At 35.9% G+C, this 17023-nt stretch carries 19 protein-coding genes; all 19 read right to left on the reverse strand.

Translation table 11 applies throughout. From position 1 onward, the window contains the following. Window positions 1-5 precede the first annotated feature (5 nt). Window positions 6-353 carry a flagellar protein FliT gene (locus tag D9842_RS17570; RefSeq protein WP_121663626.1) on the reverse strand — a complete coding sequence of 116 codons (348 nt, stop codon included), beginning with the start codon at window positions 351-353 and terminating at the stop codon, window positions 6-8. Further along, window positions 353-754 (reverse strand): flagellar export chaperone FliS, encoded by a 402-nt coding sequence (gene fliS, locus D9842_RS17575; protein WP_121663627.1) that lies wholly within the window; start codon window positions 752-754, stop codon window positions 353-355. Before fliS ends, D9842_RS17570 begins: the two co-directional genes overlap by 1 nt. Window positions 755-771: 17 nt before the next feature. Continuing rightward, complete coding sequence (gene fliD, locus D9842_RS17580; RefSeq protein ID WP_162987479.1) at window positions 772-2874, reverse strand: flagellar filament capping protein FliD; 2103 nt, start codon at window positions 2872-2874, stop codon at window positions 772-774. Between the two features lie 12 nt (window positions 2875-2886). Beyond that, on the reverse strand, window positions 2887-3228 hold the full coding sequence (flaG, locus tag D9842_RS17585) for a flagellar protein FlaG (protein ID WP_121663628.1): 342 nt from the start codon (window positions 3226-3228) through the stop codon (window positions 2887-2889). A gap of 126 nt (window positions 3229-3354) precedes the next feature. Then, window positions 3355-5073: a flagellin N-terminal helical domain-containing protein gene (locus tag D9842_RS17590; protein WP_121663629.1), complete on the reverse strand. Its 1719-nt coding sequence runs from the start codon at window positions 5071-5073 to the stop codon at window positions 3355-3357. A gap of 139 nt (window positions 5074-5212) precedes the next feature. Then, window positions 5213-6964, reverse strand: a complete 1752-nt coding sequence (locus tag D9842_RS26015) for a flagellinolysin (RefSeq protein WP_162987480.1) — start codon at window positions 6962-6964, stop codon at window positions 5213-5215. A 66-nt stretch (window positions 6965-7030) separates the two neighbouring features. Beyond that, window positions 7031-8785, reverse strand: a complete 1755-nt coding sequence (locus tag D9842_RS26565; protein WP_121663630.1) for a flagellin N-terminal helical domain-containing protein — start codon at window positions 8783-8785, stop codon at window positions 7031-7033. Window positions 8786-8986: 201 nt separating this feature from the next. Beyond that, entirely contained in the window at window positions 8987-9217 is a 231-nt protein-coding gene (csrA, locus tag D9842_RS17610) for a carbon storage regulator CsrA (protein WP_121663631.1), read from the reverse strand. A gap of 14 nt (window positions 9218-9231) precedes the next feature. Beyond that, on the reverse strand, window positions 9232-9669 hold the full coding sequence (gene fliW / locus D9842_RS17615; protein ID WP_121663632.1) for a flagellar assembly protein FliW: 438 nt from the start codon (window positions 9667-9669) through the stop codon (window positions 9232-9234). A gap of 25 nt (window positions 9670-9694) precedes the next feature. Next, a complete protein-coding gene (locus tag D9842_RS17620) occupies window positions 9695-10264 on the reverse strand; it encodes a DUF6470 family protein (protein WP_121663633.1) in 570 nt (189 codons plus the stop codon). A 46-nt stretch (window positions 10265-10310) separates the two neighbouring features. Then, complete coding sequence (gene flgL / locus D9842_RS17625; RefSeq protein WP_121663634.1) at window positions 10311-11219, reverse strand: flagellar hook-associated protein FlgL; 909 nt, start codon at window positions 11217-11219, stop codon at window positions 10311-10313. Between the two features lie 14 nt (window positions 11220-11233). Then, on the reverse strand, window positions 11234-12841 hold the full coding sequence (flgK, locus tag D9842_RS17630) for a flagellar hook-associated protein FlgK (RefSeq protein WP_121663635.1): 1608 nt from the start codon (window positions 12839-12841) through the stop codon (window positions 11234-11236). A 17-nt stretch (window positions 12842-12858) separates the two neighbouring features. Next, the gene (locus D9842_RS17635) at window positions 12859-13338 is read right to left on the reverse strand and encodes a flagellar protein FlgN (RefSeq protein ID WP_121663636.1); all 480 of its coding nucleotides are present in this window, start codon (window positions 13336-13338) and stop codon (window positions 12859-12861) included. A 23-nt stretch (window positions 13339-13361) separates the two neighbouring features. After that, entirely contained in the window at window positions 13362-13625 is a 264-nt protein-coding gene (flgM, locus tag D9842_RS17640) for a flagellar biosynthesis anti-sigma factor FlgM (protein WP_121663637.1), read from the reverse strand. A gap of 79 nt (window positions 13626-13704) precedes the next feature. Continuing rightward, window positions 13705-14130, reverse strand: a complete 426-nt coding sequence (locus tag D9842_RS17645; protein WP_121663638.1) for a TIGR03826 family flagellar region protein — start codon at window positions 14128-14130, stop codon at window positions 13705-13707. 59 nt (window positions 14131-14189) lie between these two features. Further along, on the reverse strand, window positions 14190-14882 hold the full coding sequence (locus D9842_RS17650) for a ComFC family protein (RefSeq protein WP_121663639.1): 693 nt from the start codon (window positions 14880-14882) through the stop codon (window positions 14190-14192). Then, window positions 14882-15157 (reverse strand): late competence protein ComFB, encoded by a 276-nt coding sequence (locus D9842_RS17655; protein ID WP_121663640.1) that lies wholly within the window; start codon window positions 15155-15157, stop codon window positions 14882-14884. Before D9842_RS17655 ends, D9842_RS17650 begins: the two co-directional genes overlap by 1 nt. Window positions 15158-15226: 69 nt before the next feature. After that, the gene (locus D9842_RS17660) at window positions 15227-16717 is read right to left on the reverse strand and encodes an ATP-dependent helicase ComFA (RefSeq protein WP_121663641.1); all 1491 of its coding nucleotides are present in this window, start codon (window positions 16715-16717) and stop codon (window positions 15227-15229) included. Continuing rightward, window positions 16714-16917, reverse strand: coding sequence for a Myb-like DNA-binding domain-containing protein (locus D9842_RS17665; RefSeq protein ID WP_121663642.1), 204 nt, complete (start codon window positions 16915-16917; stop codon window positions 16714-16716). Before D9842_RS17665 ends, D9842_RS17660 begins: the two co-directional genes overlap by 4 nt. Window positions 16918-17023: the final 106 nt, after the last annotated feature.

Genomic DNA, 17023 nt, shown 5'->3' on the forward strand with positions numbered 1-17023 from the left:
GTCACCTATTTTCTTTTGTCGTAGAAGATACCGCCATTTTCCGTACTCGTGTATTGATTAACATATTGATTTTGTGTATGTTTGGATTCTTTCGCTCTTTTAATATCAAATTGAATTTCTTTTTTTATGTTTTGAAATTCCAAATTGATCTTCTCATTTAATTTCTTAATTTGTTCACCTAAAGCCTTTTCCTCTTGAGTAAAAGGGGGCTTTATCATCGGAAACAATCTGTCGCGTTCATGTAGGAGTTTTTCAATTTCTTCGATAACAGAATCTCTATCTCTTTTGTTCTTGTTGTCAAACAGATCAACAAGTTCCTGGGTGAGTTTGAAAACCTCTTGAACAGCATTCACTATATTTGTTCACCTTTTCCATATTGCTGTTGACGTGTAATTTGGATTACCTGTTTCCAAGTATCCCGAAAATCCACTACATACTGCTCTACTTCATTCAGTATTTCTGTATCATTTTTGACATTGGCTTCAATCAAGCGATGATTTATATATTCATACATTACAACCATATTTTTAGAAATATCTAAATCCATATTCAGCGTAATCATTAACTCTGTAATAATTTTTTGTGCCTTTTGAATATTTATATTTTTTTCCTCAAGATTGGATTCATTGATTGCTTGTACTGCTTGTTTGATAAACTTTATACAACCATTATAAAGCATTAAAGTTACTTCACCAGGTGATGCCGTTTGAATTGAATTTTGCTGGTATGCTGCATAAGGATTATTTATAGCCATTTCGACACTCCTTTAGATTACATTGAGAATTGTTGCATTAAATACATAGATTGTTCATTAGATCTTTGAATAGCTTTTTCCATTGCAGTAAACTGTCTCCAATAACGGGACTCTACTTGAACAAGCCGATCTTCAAAACGGTTAATTTGTGTACTAAGGTTATTCAAGTTTTTACCAAGAGTATATTGACTATAAGATGAATTTGAACTACCTGCTTTAGATTTTATCGCATCCATCGTATCAGTCAGTGTTTCATAAAGGCGGTTAACAATTCCTTGTTCACTATTAGAAGAGCCACTATTTTTAAATAATGCTTCGATTGCAGCTGGATCTTCTTCTATCGCTTTCTTTAATTCAGCTTCATTTATTTGAAGCTTTCCACCATCTAAATAGTTCGCACTAGTTTTAATTCCTATGCTTGAAAGCTGATTATATTTTGAATCTACATTTGTTCCATTAACCGGGGTATAAAAGTCTAAACGCATACTACTTAATACATTAGTAAGTAAAGAATCCCGTCTTAACAAACCACTTTTTGCCTTTTCTTCCCATTGCTCTTGTTGCTTATCTGATAGTTGTTCACGTTGTTCATCTGTAAGTGGTGTAAAGTCTCTATAACGTTCTTCGTTAACTTTAGATTTAATTTTATCTATTAGCTCATTATACTTTTCTACAAAGTTTTTAATATTTTCAAATACCTTATTCGAATCATTTGATATGTTAACTGAAATGCTAGGGTCAAGTGTGGTTGGTTCCACTCCATTCACACTCGGATTAAGAGTATCTTTTAGTGTAAAGGTTACTCCATTCATTTCGAAGGTATTAGTTGTCCTTTGTGTAGTTAATCCATTTATTGTGAACTCAGCATTATCTCCACCAGATTCTACACTATTTCCAAAACGCAATACGTTATTAATGAACCCAGGGATAGGTCCATCAGCATTAGAACCGGTATCTATTTCTAATCCAGCCTCATTATGATTTCCAGTTTCTTTTCTAGTTAGTGTTACTTGATCGGAATACTCATCATAAAAAGCTGTTAATCCTAGGTTAGATGAAGAAATTTTATTTAAAACTGAATTCAGTGACTCGGAACCTTGAATAATAAACTTTTGTTCAAGTCTATCTTGAGATTTGTACGTACCTAGGTCAAAAGTGAAGTATTCTTGTTGATAATTAACTTTCACTTCTTTCCCATCGGCTGATCCATTTTGGAATGTGATTTTGCCTTTAGAATCAATTTGCGCATCAGCAACATTTCCATTCGTATCTACAAAGTTGTTATTAGTTGTATCGTACGTGTATTTAACATCACCAATAGTTAAAGTCATAGAACCATTTAGTAAGACTGGACTTTTCGTAAGTTGAACAGACTCTAATGTTGTTGCCGCCGCAAATTTATCTACAGTTTTATCGGCTGCATATTCAACCTTAATTGAGCTTCCTTTAGTTATAGTAGCTAAATCAGAAAATGTTATATTTCCATCACTATCAACCAATACTTCATTCGATGCAAGTGTTGAACTAGTTAAATTTGTATCTGTTTTTACTTTAAAAGCCTTTCCGTTAACATAGACTGAGGAATCAGCTGTAATTACCTGGACTCCTTCTTCTCGATTTAAATTTTTCAACTTAAATACTTTCTGATTTTCTTCACTTGCCACTAGTGTTTCACTTTGTACACTACCAGGTTTCCAAGAAAAGTTAGAGTCAGCAAAGTTGTCTTTTATCTCATGCAAGCTCTTAGTTGGATCGATCTTTGTTCCACTCTTAGAAATTGCCCCTTCATTAACCCTCGTAGCTGCAGTTGCAAGCTTTTGGATTTTTGATATGTTATACGACGATAGAGCTGCAGCGCTCGTAGCAGTTGCAGTAACTTTACTATCATTTGATGAAGAAGTTGAACGAGCTCTGTAGTTTGAAGATAGACGCATGTCAAACGTTAGATTTCGGAATGAAAGCATTAAACTATTCATTTCACGATATCCATCTCTTTGCCATTCCATTGTTTGTTTCTTTTGGTTTAATTTATCTAAAGGCATTCTTTCTGCCTTCATTAAGTCTCCTACTAGGGAATCAATATCCATTCCACTAGCAAGACCACCAATTCTCATAGCCATTTTCATACCACCTTAAATCTTTTTATCCACAACAAGGCCTAAAAAATCTGTCATAGCAGCGTATATATCTAACAACCTTTTCGATGGAATTTCTTTTATAATTTCATTAGATAGATCATCAACAATTGTTACATAATATTCATTTAATTCTTCATGAAGTTCAAATTTCAAATGTGTATTAGAAGCTTTAACAAAATCATTCATGCTACTAACTTTTTTCTCCAAGTCCTCCTTAGATGGCATATACTCAGGTATTAGTAGCTCAGAGGGTTGACTTGAAGACTCACTCTTATTTTTTGTCAGTTCTGGGTTGTTATATAGAGTGGACTGCGAAATTACCTTTTCAACAGACATACGTTCACTCCTTAAATAACTTGATCTACTTTTAATATCGGTTATGTTCTAGAATTGTTTAGCTTTTTAAAAGGTAAGATAGATAATTGTCATAGTAAAAAGAGGATCTTTTCGATCCCCTTTAAATCACTTTAATAATTGCAATATATTTTCGGGCTGTTGATTTGCCTGAGCTAGTATAGATTGTGATGCTTGAGCTAGGATTGAATTCTTAGTTTGATTCATGATCTCTTTTGCCATATCAACATCTCGTATACGAGCCTCTGAAGCTGAAAGATTCTCTCCATAGTTACTTGTATTTTCAAGCGTATATTCAAGACGATTTTGATAAGAACCAAATTTTGTTCTTTCTGAAGAGACCTTCGCTATAGCCCTATCAAGTCTTGCAATTGAATCAAATCTGTCTGTACTCGAGAGGACATTGATATCGGCAATATCCAATGCCTGAGTTCGAACATCACAAAGTTCAATGGACATGCTATCTCCCTTATTAGCTCCAACTTGAATATTGACGTTTTGTTGTAAAACAGTTGTTTTCGCAGTAGTTGGACGTGTTCCCTTTAACGCTTTTCCTTCCCAGCCTATAGCTAAATAATCATTGCCATCAAAAACTATCCCTTGTAAGTATGGATTTCCCTGTAATTGTTCTCCATTCCAATTGATCCCGTCTTTAGAATTAAGTACCCAACCATTATTGCTAACAGCAACATATTCATCACCATTGTACACAATGTCATAGATGACATTAATACCACCTGGTGTATTCTGTTTATCCCAAGTAATTCCGTCAGAAGAGGTTAAAATTGTTCCACTTCCTCCTACAGCAGTATATTGATTATTTTCCCAAATGACTTGTTTTAATTGAGCAGTTGTTCCAGAGACTTGAGTACTCCAATTAACTCCATCCGTCGACCTTAGGATTGTACCGTTTTTCCCTACTACAACATATTCGTCTCCACTAGATGCTGCATCTAATAATTGCTCTGATGTTCCTGATACTAAACTTGTCCATGATGAATTAACTGTTGGGTCATTTGTCGTTGCCATTTGACCATTGTCTCCAACTGCCAAATATTTTCCGCCAACATAATCCACATCAAAAAAATGACCATTTATTCCTGGGATGCTTGAGCTATATCCTGTTCTATTAACTCCGTTAGTTGTCGAATAAATGGCACCACCTTCAGAGATAAGAAAGCGACTACCATCCCATTTGATACTGTTTAAATTAGAGTTTGTTACAGAACCAGATGGGACATACCAAGATTCACCATCATTTGAAGCTAAGGTATTTCCTTGATAGCCTACAGCTAGATAGAGACTGCCATTCCATGCAATGTCATAAAAATTTGTATCGGACCCTGTATCAATTTCTGTCCAACTTATTTTTTCTGATTGAACAATGGAAGTCATTGTTACTTTATTTGATCCATTTATTAATTTTTGAGTATTAAATTCAGTATTATTTGCAATGTCATCAATTTCTCTTAGGACCTGATTTATTTCTTTTTGAATGTGTACTCGGTCCTCATCAGTTAAAGTATCATTTGAAGACTGTATAGCTAGTTCTCTCATTCTTTGGAGAGGTGGGTCTAGTATATTTGATAGCGCACCTTCCGCAGTTTGAATAAGTGATATAGCATCTTGGATGTTGTTTTTCGCTTGGCTTAATCCCCTTATTTGAGCTCTTAACTTTTCAGAGATTGATAATCCCGCAGCATCATCACTTGCCCGATTAATTCTTAATCCAGATGATAGTTTTTCCATTGATTTTGACTGTTTTAATGATTTATCTTTTAATCTCTCAGATACCTGTAATGATAGAATATTGTGATTAATAATCATGACATTACTCCTTTAACTATATTACACTTCTTCTACTCATATACTCTGCTATATATATACAAACACAAGAAGTGGAATAGATTTGTATATTTGTTACATAAGGAAGAGCTATAAATTATAGTTTCTTCCTCATGTAAGGTTACCGTAATAATTGAAGAACATTTTGTGGCTGCTGATTAGCTTGTGCTAGCATTGTCTGTGCAACTTGAGAGAGAATAGAGCTCTTCGTTTGCTTCATCATTTCTTTTGCCATATCAACATCTCGAATTCGTGATTCAGCAGAGGTTAAGTTTTCATTTATGTTATTAGAAACCTCAAGTGCATATTCAAGACGGTTTTGAATCGCACCAAATCGACCTCTTTCAGATGAAACTGATAAGATTGCTTGATCAAATGCACTTATTGCACCACTCGCATCTTTTATCACATTAACATTTCCTATTTCTAATGTATCAGATTTCATATTAGTTAAGTTAAAAGAGAACGCACTTAAACTCCCAGCCCCGACTTGTATATTTATATGTTGTCCATTTGAAGGGGAATTTCCATTGTCACTGTTATGTGAAACCATTACATTACCTGAAGAATCCAACCATATTTCATTAAATCCCGACAAAGGGTCCTCAGTATAGTTATCAACATCTGCTACAACTGATGTTGCTGTTTTTATTTCCGCGGTAATCCCTTCTGCATCGCGTCCTCCAATAGCCCCGGTGTCTGTATTACTTAAATTCATTTTAGTATCAATAAAGTTAACACCGTTCGTTTTAAAATCTGTTATAAAGTCACTTAAACCATTTGTATATGCACCGTGTGAAATGTTTTTTAATGCAGTATCTAAATTAGAACTTGGATTGCTATTTAAATATGTCATTAACTCCTTAATACCCTCTGCTCCACCTGCAGTTTTAATTCGGTCATGGAGATATCGAACGGCAACATATCCTGCCGAGTAATGAATGCTCTGCATAGGTGATCGTGGGTCGTCCCATGAATCAATCGGATCATCTATAGCGTCAATGACATTCTGTTTACCGTTAATAGAGATATCCGCAGCTAATCGTTCATCTCCACCATGTATTAGCTCAGCTGCACCCTCTTTAAACCATTTTGGCATCGCAGCAAAGTTCATACTTCTAGCCATAATGGCATGTGTCATTTCATGTGCAATTATTCGATCATTATAAATTGGAGCAGAACCACCATTTGGCCATTCGGGTGGTAAGAAATCTTGTTTATCCATGTGCATTTCTATATTAATACCTTTACCTGTCAAGGGATCAACTTGATATTGCACCCAAGCTAGTGCATTTGGATCATTATAATCTTTCATAATAATTTTAATATCTACACCATCAGCTTGAAGACCAAAATAATCTTTCACCATTTTTTCACTTTGTTCGAGCATTGAACGTTTTAAAGTTTCCATCATTAATTCTTCATCAGTTTTAGAGGATGTTAATGAAGTGTCATTGTCAATATCTAACAATTTAATTCCATTAAAATTGGTTCTCCCTGCGATATTCGTTACTTCTTCTTTTATCTGTTCAATTTCTTCCTGTATGCTTGCCTTGTCTGCATCATTTAACGTGTCATTTGAGGCCTGGACAGATAGTTCTCTTCCTCTTTGAACAAGTTCATGAATTTCATTAAGGCCACCTTCAGCTGTCTGAATAAGGGATATTCCATCCTGTATGTTCCTAGAAGCTTGTTCTAAGCCTCTAATCTGAGCACGCATTTTCTCCGAAATCGATAAACCAGCAGCATCATCTCCTGCTTTATTTATACGTAAACCTGAAGAGAGCTTTTCCATGGATTCTGATAATTTATGATTATTTGCTGATAGCTGCCTATATGTATGTAATGCTGATATATTATGATTTATTTTCATAAGAATTTCTTAGAAAAAGAAAAGAGATATTAACCATGAGGCTAATATCTCTAATCCAATCTTCAATTAACGAAGTAATTGAAGTACACCTTGTGGTTGTTGGTTTGCTTGAGCTAACATCGCTTGAGCAGCTTGAGAAAGAATAGAATTCTTCGTTTGAGTCATCATTTCTTTCGCCATGTCAACGTCACGGATACGAGACTCAGCAGCTGTTAAGTTCTCAGCAGATGTACCTAAGTTGTTAATTGTATGCTCTAAGCGGTTTTGGAATGCACCAAGAGAAGAACGTTGAGTAGATACTTTCTCGATTGCATCGTTGATTACTTTAATAGCGTTAGAAGCATTTTCAGCTGTAGAAACATCTAGAGAAGCTTCTTTAGTTGTGTTGCTTGTTCCGTCAGATACTGTGTTAGTTTTAGTGAAACCAGTATCTCCAGCTTTACCTGTGATTCCAAGAGCTTCAGATCGCATGTCTTTGATTTCGATTGTCATGCTTTGGTTTTTATTTGCGCCTACTTGGAAAGCAGCTTTGAAGTTTTCTTGTAGACCACCGTCTTTAACTTCAATGTTATTGCCTGCTTCACCTTTATATTCATCTGAAGCAGTAATTGTAAGGCTACCTGCTGAAGCCGTTAAAACTACTCCCTCAACTTTAGAACCAACAGTGTCTGCAATTGCTTTTGCTAAAGCATCAGCTTTTGAGCCGTCTGTTACTTGTTCAAGAGCAGTATTAATAGCGACACCAATACCACTTCCAGTATATGCACCTTTAGTTGAATCATAAAATTCTACTTGTTGCCCATTAACTGTAAAGCCTGTTCCTTCTAGTGCTTTAATTTTATCGTTAGTAGTACTTGCTGTACCTGTCTCTAAAGTATTAAAGTTAATTGTTTTACTTGCCTGAGTGTAAGTTGTAGTACCTACAGATGCACTACCGCCTGTCCAAGCACCACTCATACCTTCACTAAATCCAGCTATGTTTCCTGCAGAACCTTTGAATTCACCAGTAGATGAAGCTGTTATAGTAACATTATCCCCAGTGCCTGAAATAGCATAGTTACCTGCTAAAGTTGAGTTCTTTTTAATCATTTCTTCTAAAGCAGTTCTTAAATCACCTGCTTGTTCTCCAGTAGTCGCAGCAGCATTAAATTTAATAGTTGCAGAATTACCTGTGATACTAGAAGTATCTAGAGCAGTTGTATTAGCCGTTGTATTAGCATCTTCTACAAAAGTAACTTTAAGTTCTTGTCCGTTAATTGTAAAAGTTGCTGTTTTTCCATTATCAGTAACTGTTGTAGTAGTACCTACCACAGTAACAGTCTGAGTAGCTTGCGTATTGTTTGTTAAACCAGATGCAAGTGTTCCATCAGTTAACGTATTAGTTTTATTTAAATTAGCCTTACCATCACCCTTTAAAAGGCTTTGAGTATTAAACTCAGTAGTATTACCAATACGGTTAATCTCAGAAGATAATGCATCCATCTCTTTTTGGATTTCCGCACGGTCAACGCCAACGTTAGTATCGTTAGCTGCTTGAGTAGCTAGTTCACGCATACGTTGTAGGATGTCGTGAGTCTCGTTTAATGCACCTTCAGCAGTTTGGATCATAGAGATACCATCTTGTGAGTTACGAGATGCTTGTTCTAAACCACGGATTTGACCACGCATTTTTTCAGAGATTGCTAGACCAGCAGCGTCATCTCCAGCACGGTTAATACGAAGACCTGAAGATAATTTCTCCATAGATTTAGATTGAGCACCAGAAGCACTATTTAACTGGCGATAAGTGTTAAGAGCAGCAATATTATGATTAATTCTCATTTTGAATTTCCTCCTTGAATTTAGGTTCATTCACATCCTTGTGAATGAAAGTTTATTTTGGAAAGATACACATTTTGTCGGCCGCCATTTTGTGTTCTTCCTTACACTATTATTATCGACAGTTATGAAGATAGTTTAATAGTTTTTAAAAGAAATATTTTTTTTTTTATAACCTTTAACAAAAAAAAACCTCTATGATATCTAGAGGTCTAACTTGCTCATTTTTAATTGGTTCAAAATATTTTTATTTACGGAGGCTGCTTCGTTATTTGATTCCTGTATGCTATCGTAGATCTCTTTCCGAAGAATCCCTATATTTTTTGGTGCTTTTATACCTAATTTTATTTGATCACCTTGTATTGATAAAACCGTTAACTCTATGTTATCACCAATCTGTATAGTCTCTCCTGTTTTCCTTGTTAGTACTAGCATACTTCCACCTCCTATTACTTAGTAACTTCTTTAAGAATTTTATGTTTAGTTGTATACGACTCATCAACTAATATAACCTGTTTAGCTTTTTTAGATGTTTGATTAATTACAATAGGAGCTTGGAGATTAGCCGTTGTCTCAACGAATGGATCTTTTAGGGAGAGAATTGCTAATACCAGAATGGATGCTTGGTCATCCGCTATTCCTAGAACCTCCTTATCATGTTCCCCAAGATCAAACTCGTAATCTTTAAAGAAAATAAATGGTTCTGTCACAACAAAGCCGAGTTCGGAAGTTTGCACGGACTGCAGAATAGAAAATGGAGAATCATTATCTATAGGTAATAGGATAAAGTCTTTTTCGTCTAGAAATCCGGGAATGCCTTGTTCAAAATGAACAATCTTCGAGTCCTCTACATCTAAAACACCGTGGTATTTTGTATTAATTTCCATTACTTCACCATCCTTCTCAATAGTATTATGCCTTTATATCAATCATTTCAAAATCTATATTCAGTTCATTTTTTTGTTTTAAGGAAACTTCTACTTTTCCTGGCTCATATTCCATAATTGGTTTATTTACATTTACATGTATTTTCGGTTTATTTGGTGCTACTTCTATATCAACTCTTGCAGGTTCATAACTTATTTTCACACTACCGTGTGATGGAATAAATCCAAGTCCAAATTCTTTCATAGGTTTTTGACTATTTTGTTTAGCTTGTGTTGCAATAGGATTTCCACCATTTTCAATTTTCATTAACTCAATACCTTGCTGAGCACGACGAGCAATTCCTGCAAGGAGATCCTGGTAGCCTTTTTGAGAAAATTCCTCCATCCTTTTAACTACAGATTTCAGATCGACATCGGCTCTTGCTTGTGTTTGATCAATTGTAAGTTTTGATGGAGTGGTCCTTATTGTGAGCTCAGCTTTAGGTTGTTCAATTGATAGATCGGCCTTAGGTTGCTTAATATTATTAACCGCATTTATGGTTTTAAGTCCTATCTGCGCCTTTGTACTCTCAAGTCTAATTTGAGGTATCCTCATAAAAAAAATCACTCCTAGTAAAAAAGCTATCTTAATTAAAGATAGCTTATCGTAAAAAGTCTATTAATGTAGGTTGAATTATCTTAGAGCCGGCTGATAGGGCTGCTCGGTGGATACTTTCTTGGATTGTTAAATCAGTTATTACTCTTTCAATATCAGCATCTTCATTATCAGATAAGATTCTATTCGCTATAACCTCTTGATCACTTAAACGGCTATCCACTAATTCTAGGCGATTATATCTAGCACCGAGTTCTGCTCTTTCAGAAGTAATAGTTTGAATATGCATATCTAACTTCTCTAAGATTTGATCTCCATTTTCTAATATACCAACACCATCAGTCAAATTACTTTCTAATTCTTCTAGTACATTAAATAAATCCTTACTAAAAACATTTTGTGAATTAACATTTACCTTTAGTTGAACTCCCTTAGAGACCTCAACATTGTAGGAGGATGTATTCTGTGTGAATGTATATTGTTTTTTACCGTCGGCATCTGTGGTAAAGCCATTATCCCCTATTGGTGCAGTTAGAGTTTTTTCACCATTAAAAATATATCTACCTGCAACCTGAGTATTAGCTACACCAATTAAATCTTCTTTCAGCTGACCAATCTCAACGCCAATAGCATTTAAATCTTCTGGGCTGTTTGATCCATTCTTACCCTGTACCACTAATTCTCTTATTCTTTGAGTAATTTCTGTTACTTGCTCAATTCCTGCTTCAGAATTCTCCAACCATGTATAAGCTTCAGATAAGTTCCTCTGATACTGTTCATTCTCCGTAAGATTGGTACGATAAAACATACCTTTAATTGCCACAACGGGATCATCAGACGGACGATTTATTTTCTTTCCTGTCGCTAGCTGATCCTGATATTTTCCAAGGTTCGCATAACTCTTACTCAAATTTCTTAATGAATTATTTGCTAGCATACTTTGTGTTACACGCATACACTTTCACCTACCTATCTTCCTGATATCCCCATGCCATTTATGATTTTATCTAGTATTTCATCCTGCAATGTAATCATTCTTGCAGATGCATTATAAGCATGCTGAAATTGAATCATATTCGTCATTTCTTCATCTAGAGAAACAGCACTTACTGACTGCCTTCTCTCTTCTACAGAGTCTTTTAAAACAGTACTATTCGTTGTAAGTCTTTCTGCTTCCTGAGCATTTACTGCCATTCCACCAATAATTCCTTCATAAAAGTTCTGAAGAGTTGTATTGGTTGTTCCGATAGTAAGGATCCCATTTTTAACATTTGATAATTGAACGGCATTTTTACCATTACCTATTTCAGGTAAAGTTTTACCGTCATAATAGGCTGCAGCGATGTTGTTTGTAGAATCTTGAATTTCTTTTGATATTTGAATTAAGCTAGCTGCTCCTTTTGAGTTATTACCAAAAGCCACGCCTCCAAGAGTGAAGAAGTTAATCTTACTATTGGTTGTATTAGGAGCTTTAGTATCAGAATCAAAGTCATTTAATGTCCATCCTTCACTATGAACAGCATTAAATGCCGTTCCAAACGTATACGCCATTGTATCCAAATCATTCAACATCTGCGGATACAGCCCATATTCAACAACACTACCATCACTCAACGTTTCAGAATATCCATATGAATCTATTAATCCACTAACCTTACCAGCACTGTTAAAGTCCATAATGCTAATTGATTTGGAGCCAATTTTCACACCTTCAACAAGTCCATCGGAAATATTTCCATTATCATCAGTGATTTTTTTAAAGGTAACACTTAATTCATTTACTCGCTGGCTTTTTGCATCTACTAAGGTTCCTAGTATCTTGCCGTTGTCATCGACGATTTCAACGGTTGCTGTTCCTTCTGATATCTTCAGAGCATTTCCGCCTGAAGGATTGTAGGATACTTTAATATTAGCTAGCGATGATAATTTATCTAAAAGTCGATCACGTTCATCATATAAATCATTCGGTAGATAACCGTTTGGTTCTATCTCTGAGATTTGTTTATTAATATTATTTAATTGGTTAGCAATTGAGTTCACTTCTTTTACTGATACATCTAGTTCATTTTTCAGGTCACCTTGTACAGATTTTAAAGATGTAGCTAAATAACTAAACGTATCTGCAACAGCATTACCTCGCTCACGTACAACAGATCGGGCACCTGCATTCGTTGGGTCAAGAGCTAAATCTTGAAGAGACTGCCAAAATTGGTCAAGTGAATTAGCTAAACCAGTATCTGATGGTTCATTCATTATTTCTTCCATCTTTTGAAGGGCATTTGCTCTAGAATCCCAGTACCCTAGTTTATTATTTTCCGAGCGATATTGAATATCTAAAAAGCTCTCTCTTACACGTTGGACACTATCAACTTCAACACCTGTCCCCATTTGCCCAGGGATTTGCGGCCGGTTGATTCCTAGTGATGGATAAGCTTCTGTTGCTTTTAAGTTTACACGCTGGCGTGTATAACCCTCTGTATTCGCATTCGCAATATTATTACCCGTCGTATGAAGTGCACTCTGCTGCGCAAACATCCCACGCTTAGCCGTTTCTAACCCCATAAAAGTTGAACGCATTTAGTCCCCTCCTAACATTAAGCTTTCGAATCAAAGATGGATCGACGCTGTTTCTCTGTTGTTTTGTTTGTTGGTTTATCGTAATTAATATCAGTTTCCTGCGGCATGATCATATCAAGTGTCATAGATGTAAGCTGTAACGCTTGTTTTGTTAGTTCTCTGTTCAGCTGATTTCTGTCTTTAAGTTGATTCATAGTCTTAGTGAATTCTTTTAAAATAACTTGTAGCTTTTCTTTTTCAGCCCCGGTTGCTTTTACGATGCATGCCGAAAGAGTAGCTTCTTCGTTATTACCTAAGAATTCAGCAGCAACTCTGATTCGTTCATCTTCCACTTGTTTAATAGCCTGAACATACATCTGCTCTTTTTTAAGTAATTCTTTTAGTTCTTCTACAGAATCATGCTTTAATATTTCTGTTTTTTGAAGGGTTACTTCGTATAGGTTTTGATGAAGTTTTAGTAGTTTTTCTAATGTTTGTATTAATTGTTCAGCAGCCATCCATAACCCTCCGTAAATCTAGTTTACTTCTTATAAAATTCAACTAATCCCTTTGCAACAGCTTTAGGATCAATTGTGTAAGTTCCGTTTTCTACTTGTGCTTTGATTGCTTGTACTTTTTCCTGTCTAGCTTTCACAACCTCATTTGATTGTTGCAAATCAATTGCCTTTGAGGAAATCTCTACTTTGTCTTCTTTTGACTGAGGCTTTGTTGAAGCAGCTGCCTGCTTTTCTAAGTTCTTTTTATAAGGATTAACATTTACAGATCCAAGATTATTTATTTTCATGAGTTTCCCTCACTTTCATTCAACATTCAGTTGTCTAACATTTATATCGGTCTTTATAAATTAATTATTTAGTAATTCACTACTTTTTAGTACTTTGGGAATAGAAAGTTGCGGCTGAAGGCGAACTTTGTCGTTTGTTACGTTCGCTGATCTGTGCTTCTTGTTCTACTTGATGAAGCTGCCTTTGAATATCATTACTGCATTTTTCACATAAACGATCTTTTCTAATCGAAGTGCCACATTTCTCACACGGATATCCTAAGTTTGGAAAATTCGATAACTGTAATCTTCCAAGACGGATAAATTTTAATATCAGGTCTTTAGAGACACCTGTACCCTCGACAACCTCATCTAAAAGAGCTTTACGATTTTCACGTTTTCTTAAAAATGCATAAACCGTTTCATAGTGCTTTTCTTCTTCTTTATAACATTTATCACATACAGATCTAAATTGTGTTTGAACAAATAATGTATCGCAATTAGGGCAATTCGCTAATTCTCCCATAATCTATTCTCCTATTCCGTTTCTTTATATATAGTATATCGGCACATGTTTTAATATTTTTAACTTCTAATTAATGTTAATGAAAAAACTGAATCTGTTCCATTGTTCTTTAACACCTTAGCAGCATGTCTCAACGTACTGCCAGTCGTATAAATATCATCTATTAAAAGAATCTTCTTGTTCATTATTTTACTAGAATCTACTATAGAAAACACGTTTGAAGCTGTTAAGCGCTGTTGTCGGGATTTCTTAGATTGTTTTTCATGGTGAGTTCGTGTGAGGATATCAGTTTGAGTTAGTGGGAGAAAGTCAGCGAGCAGTTTGGCTTGGTTAAAGCCTCGTTCATATAACCGCTCTGGGCTAAGGGGAATAGGAATCGTATAATCTATTTTCTCATTAATAAAGTTTGTTTTATAGCTTGCTAAAAAATCCCTTTGAAAAACCTCTACCAAAGCAGCATCACCACGAAACTTAAAGGTAGCAAGCAACTCTTTCATCGAATCATTATACTCAAAAACAGAAACATTTTGCTGAAGAATGTTTTTCCAGTGGTGACTGTTTTCCCATGTGAGACAGTCTTGACAAACATGATCATTCTCTTGAGGTCTAAAACAATGGGGACAGGTCGGGGAATTGATCTTCCTAAGGCTCTGATAACATTCATCACAAACTTTCGGCTCACTTAATAGAAAACTCGACCAACTCATTTGCTGTGAAAGCTCTTCATGACAAATAAGACAAAGAATATTCATCAAACTCCTTGTGATTCACATAATGGTTTATCGGAAACAAGCTTTGCACATTCTGCTAGTTTCACTAATAGTGTAGTCAGTTCCTGTTTATCAATAAACTCAGCTTTAATATACATGACCTTATCAATATTTGTTACATAGCGTGGCTTTGTTTGGTTTAAAGAAAGAGCTAGAATATCGTCCAAGCATTCTGAGCAGGTACATTTGATATGAAGCCCGTGCTTATATTCATCTAACAAGTCTTTCATAATCCGTTCCATCGCATTAATAACCATATCCCTCGGTCTCCTCACTCAAATTATGAATATATTATGCCATATGAAAAGGATTCCGGGAAGTAGCTACTATTTTTTGGTAATATAGTCACTTTTGATTGCTTGTTGATTCATTTGCTGTATATGTCTTTTGGCATCAATCATTGCATTTGTTTTTCCGTAATGAAAAAAGGTGATGTTGCCTGTGGGATAGGATGAACTTCTACCAACTCGGCCAGAAATTTGCACGAGAGCACTTTCTGTGAAAATACCATCCTCACTTCCAAGCACAGCTACATCACTATTTGGAATCGTAACACCCCTTTCCAAGATGGTAGACGTCACAATAATTGGCATGTCACCACTTCGAAACCGCAGGACTTTTTCTCGACGTTCCGGGTCTTCAGCATGAACCCCTTCGATCCGTTGATCTAATTGTCTACATAAATCAACGACCTCATCAATAAGTTTTACAGAAGGCACAAATAAAAATGCCTGCTTTCCGCTTGTTAACCTCTCCTTCAGCCACTCCACAACATTCTTCGGGAGCTTCCCTTTACTAAGCTGCTTCCTCCAATTCCCACACCAAGCAAATTCCGGAACCGGCAACGGATGACCATGATATCGAGCAGGAATGGTCACAGCATCTCGCTTCTTCTGTTTCACATCATTCTTCCATTTCTCAGACGGTGTTGCAGTTAAATAAATAAGAGAGCTTTTTTCTTTCCGGGATTTTTCTACGGCAAATTGAAGGGAGGTATCGGCTGAGTAGGGAAAGGCATCAACTTCATCAACAATGATGCAATCAAACGTTTGTTTAAAGCGAAGGAGTTGGTGAGTAGTAGAGATGGTGAGAGCTGCTGATTTGTGTTTTTCCTCGCTGCCGCCATAAAGAGCAGCTATTGAGGTTGAAGGAAATACATGTCGCAGGCGAGGAGCTAATTCAAGTACAACATCAGTACGAGGAGTTGCGATACAGATTTTCTTGCCTTCAGTAAGGCCACGTTCAATACCTTTAAATAGCACTTCTGTTTTCCCTGCTCCGCAAACAGCCCAAACTAGGAGTTCACTGTTGTTGATAACGGCATCTTCCACGCGTTGTGAGGCCACCGCTTGCCCTCTCGAAAGCTGCCCCTCCCATTGTAACTGGGATTCTGTTTCTTCTAGAAAAGGTGGTCCACTCCAACTAAATAGAGGAGTACATTCACTAACTCTCCCCATCATAATACATTTACGACAGTAGTGACACTCCAGTTCCCCACATTTCGCACAATCGAAGGACGAAAAAAAGGAAGAGTTTGAATTTCCACATCGAGTACAAGAAAGTCGTTGCTGCTTTCTTCTAACCCCATAATTTAGTTGAATATAGCCTTTTTCATAATGATTTTGAATTTCTTCAACAGAGAAAGGAATTTCTGTGAGTAGTAATTCCTTACCCTGTAGATACTGTTGTAGTTTCTTTGAAAAAGAAAAATGCGGATTTTTTGGTATATGAGGTAGTTGCTCATACCTTGATAGAGGTAAACCTTCAATATGGATAAAAACTGGAGTGAGATACTCGTGCTTATATATAAATCTCATATATAACCCTTACAAATCTTACGATAACGTTTTTCAACGCTAATTGGCGTGCGTGACAGCTGTTCAGCAATATGTCTAAATTTCATTCCACTTTTTCGTAATTCTAAAAGCTTTCGATCCTCAAGAGTAGTCCAATGACGGTATGTACGTTTACTTTCATCTTGTTCCTGGTGCATTGTATGGTTGGATGGAGTATCCAATTGCTTAAAACCCCCTTATTTTTCTAATTTCTAGTATGAGTTAATTCTAGTTCTCTGTCTATATTTTTAGCAAAAATTAGGGAGTTAGTACTAATCGGCTAGCACT

It is taken from the genome of Metabacillus litoralis (assembly GCF_003667825.1).
GTDB classification, from domain to species: domain Bacteria; phylum Bacillota; class Bacilli; order Bacillales; family Bacillaceae; genus Metabacillus; species Metabacillus litoralis_B.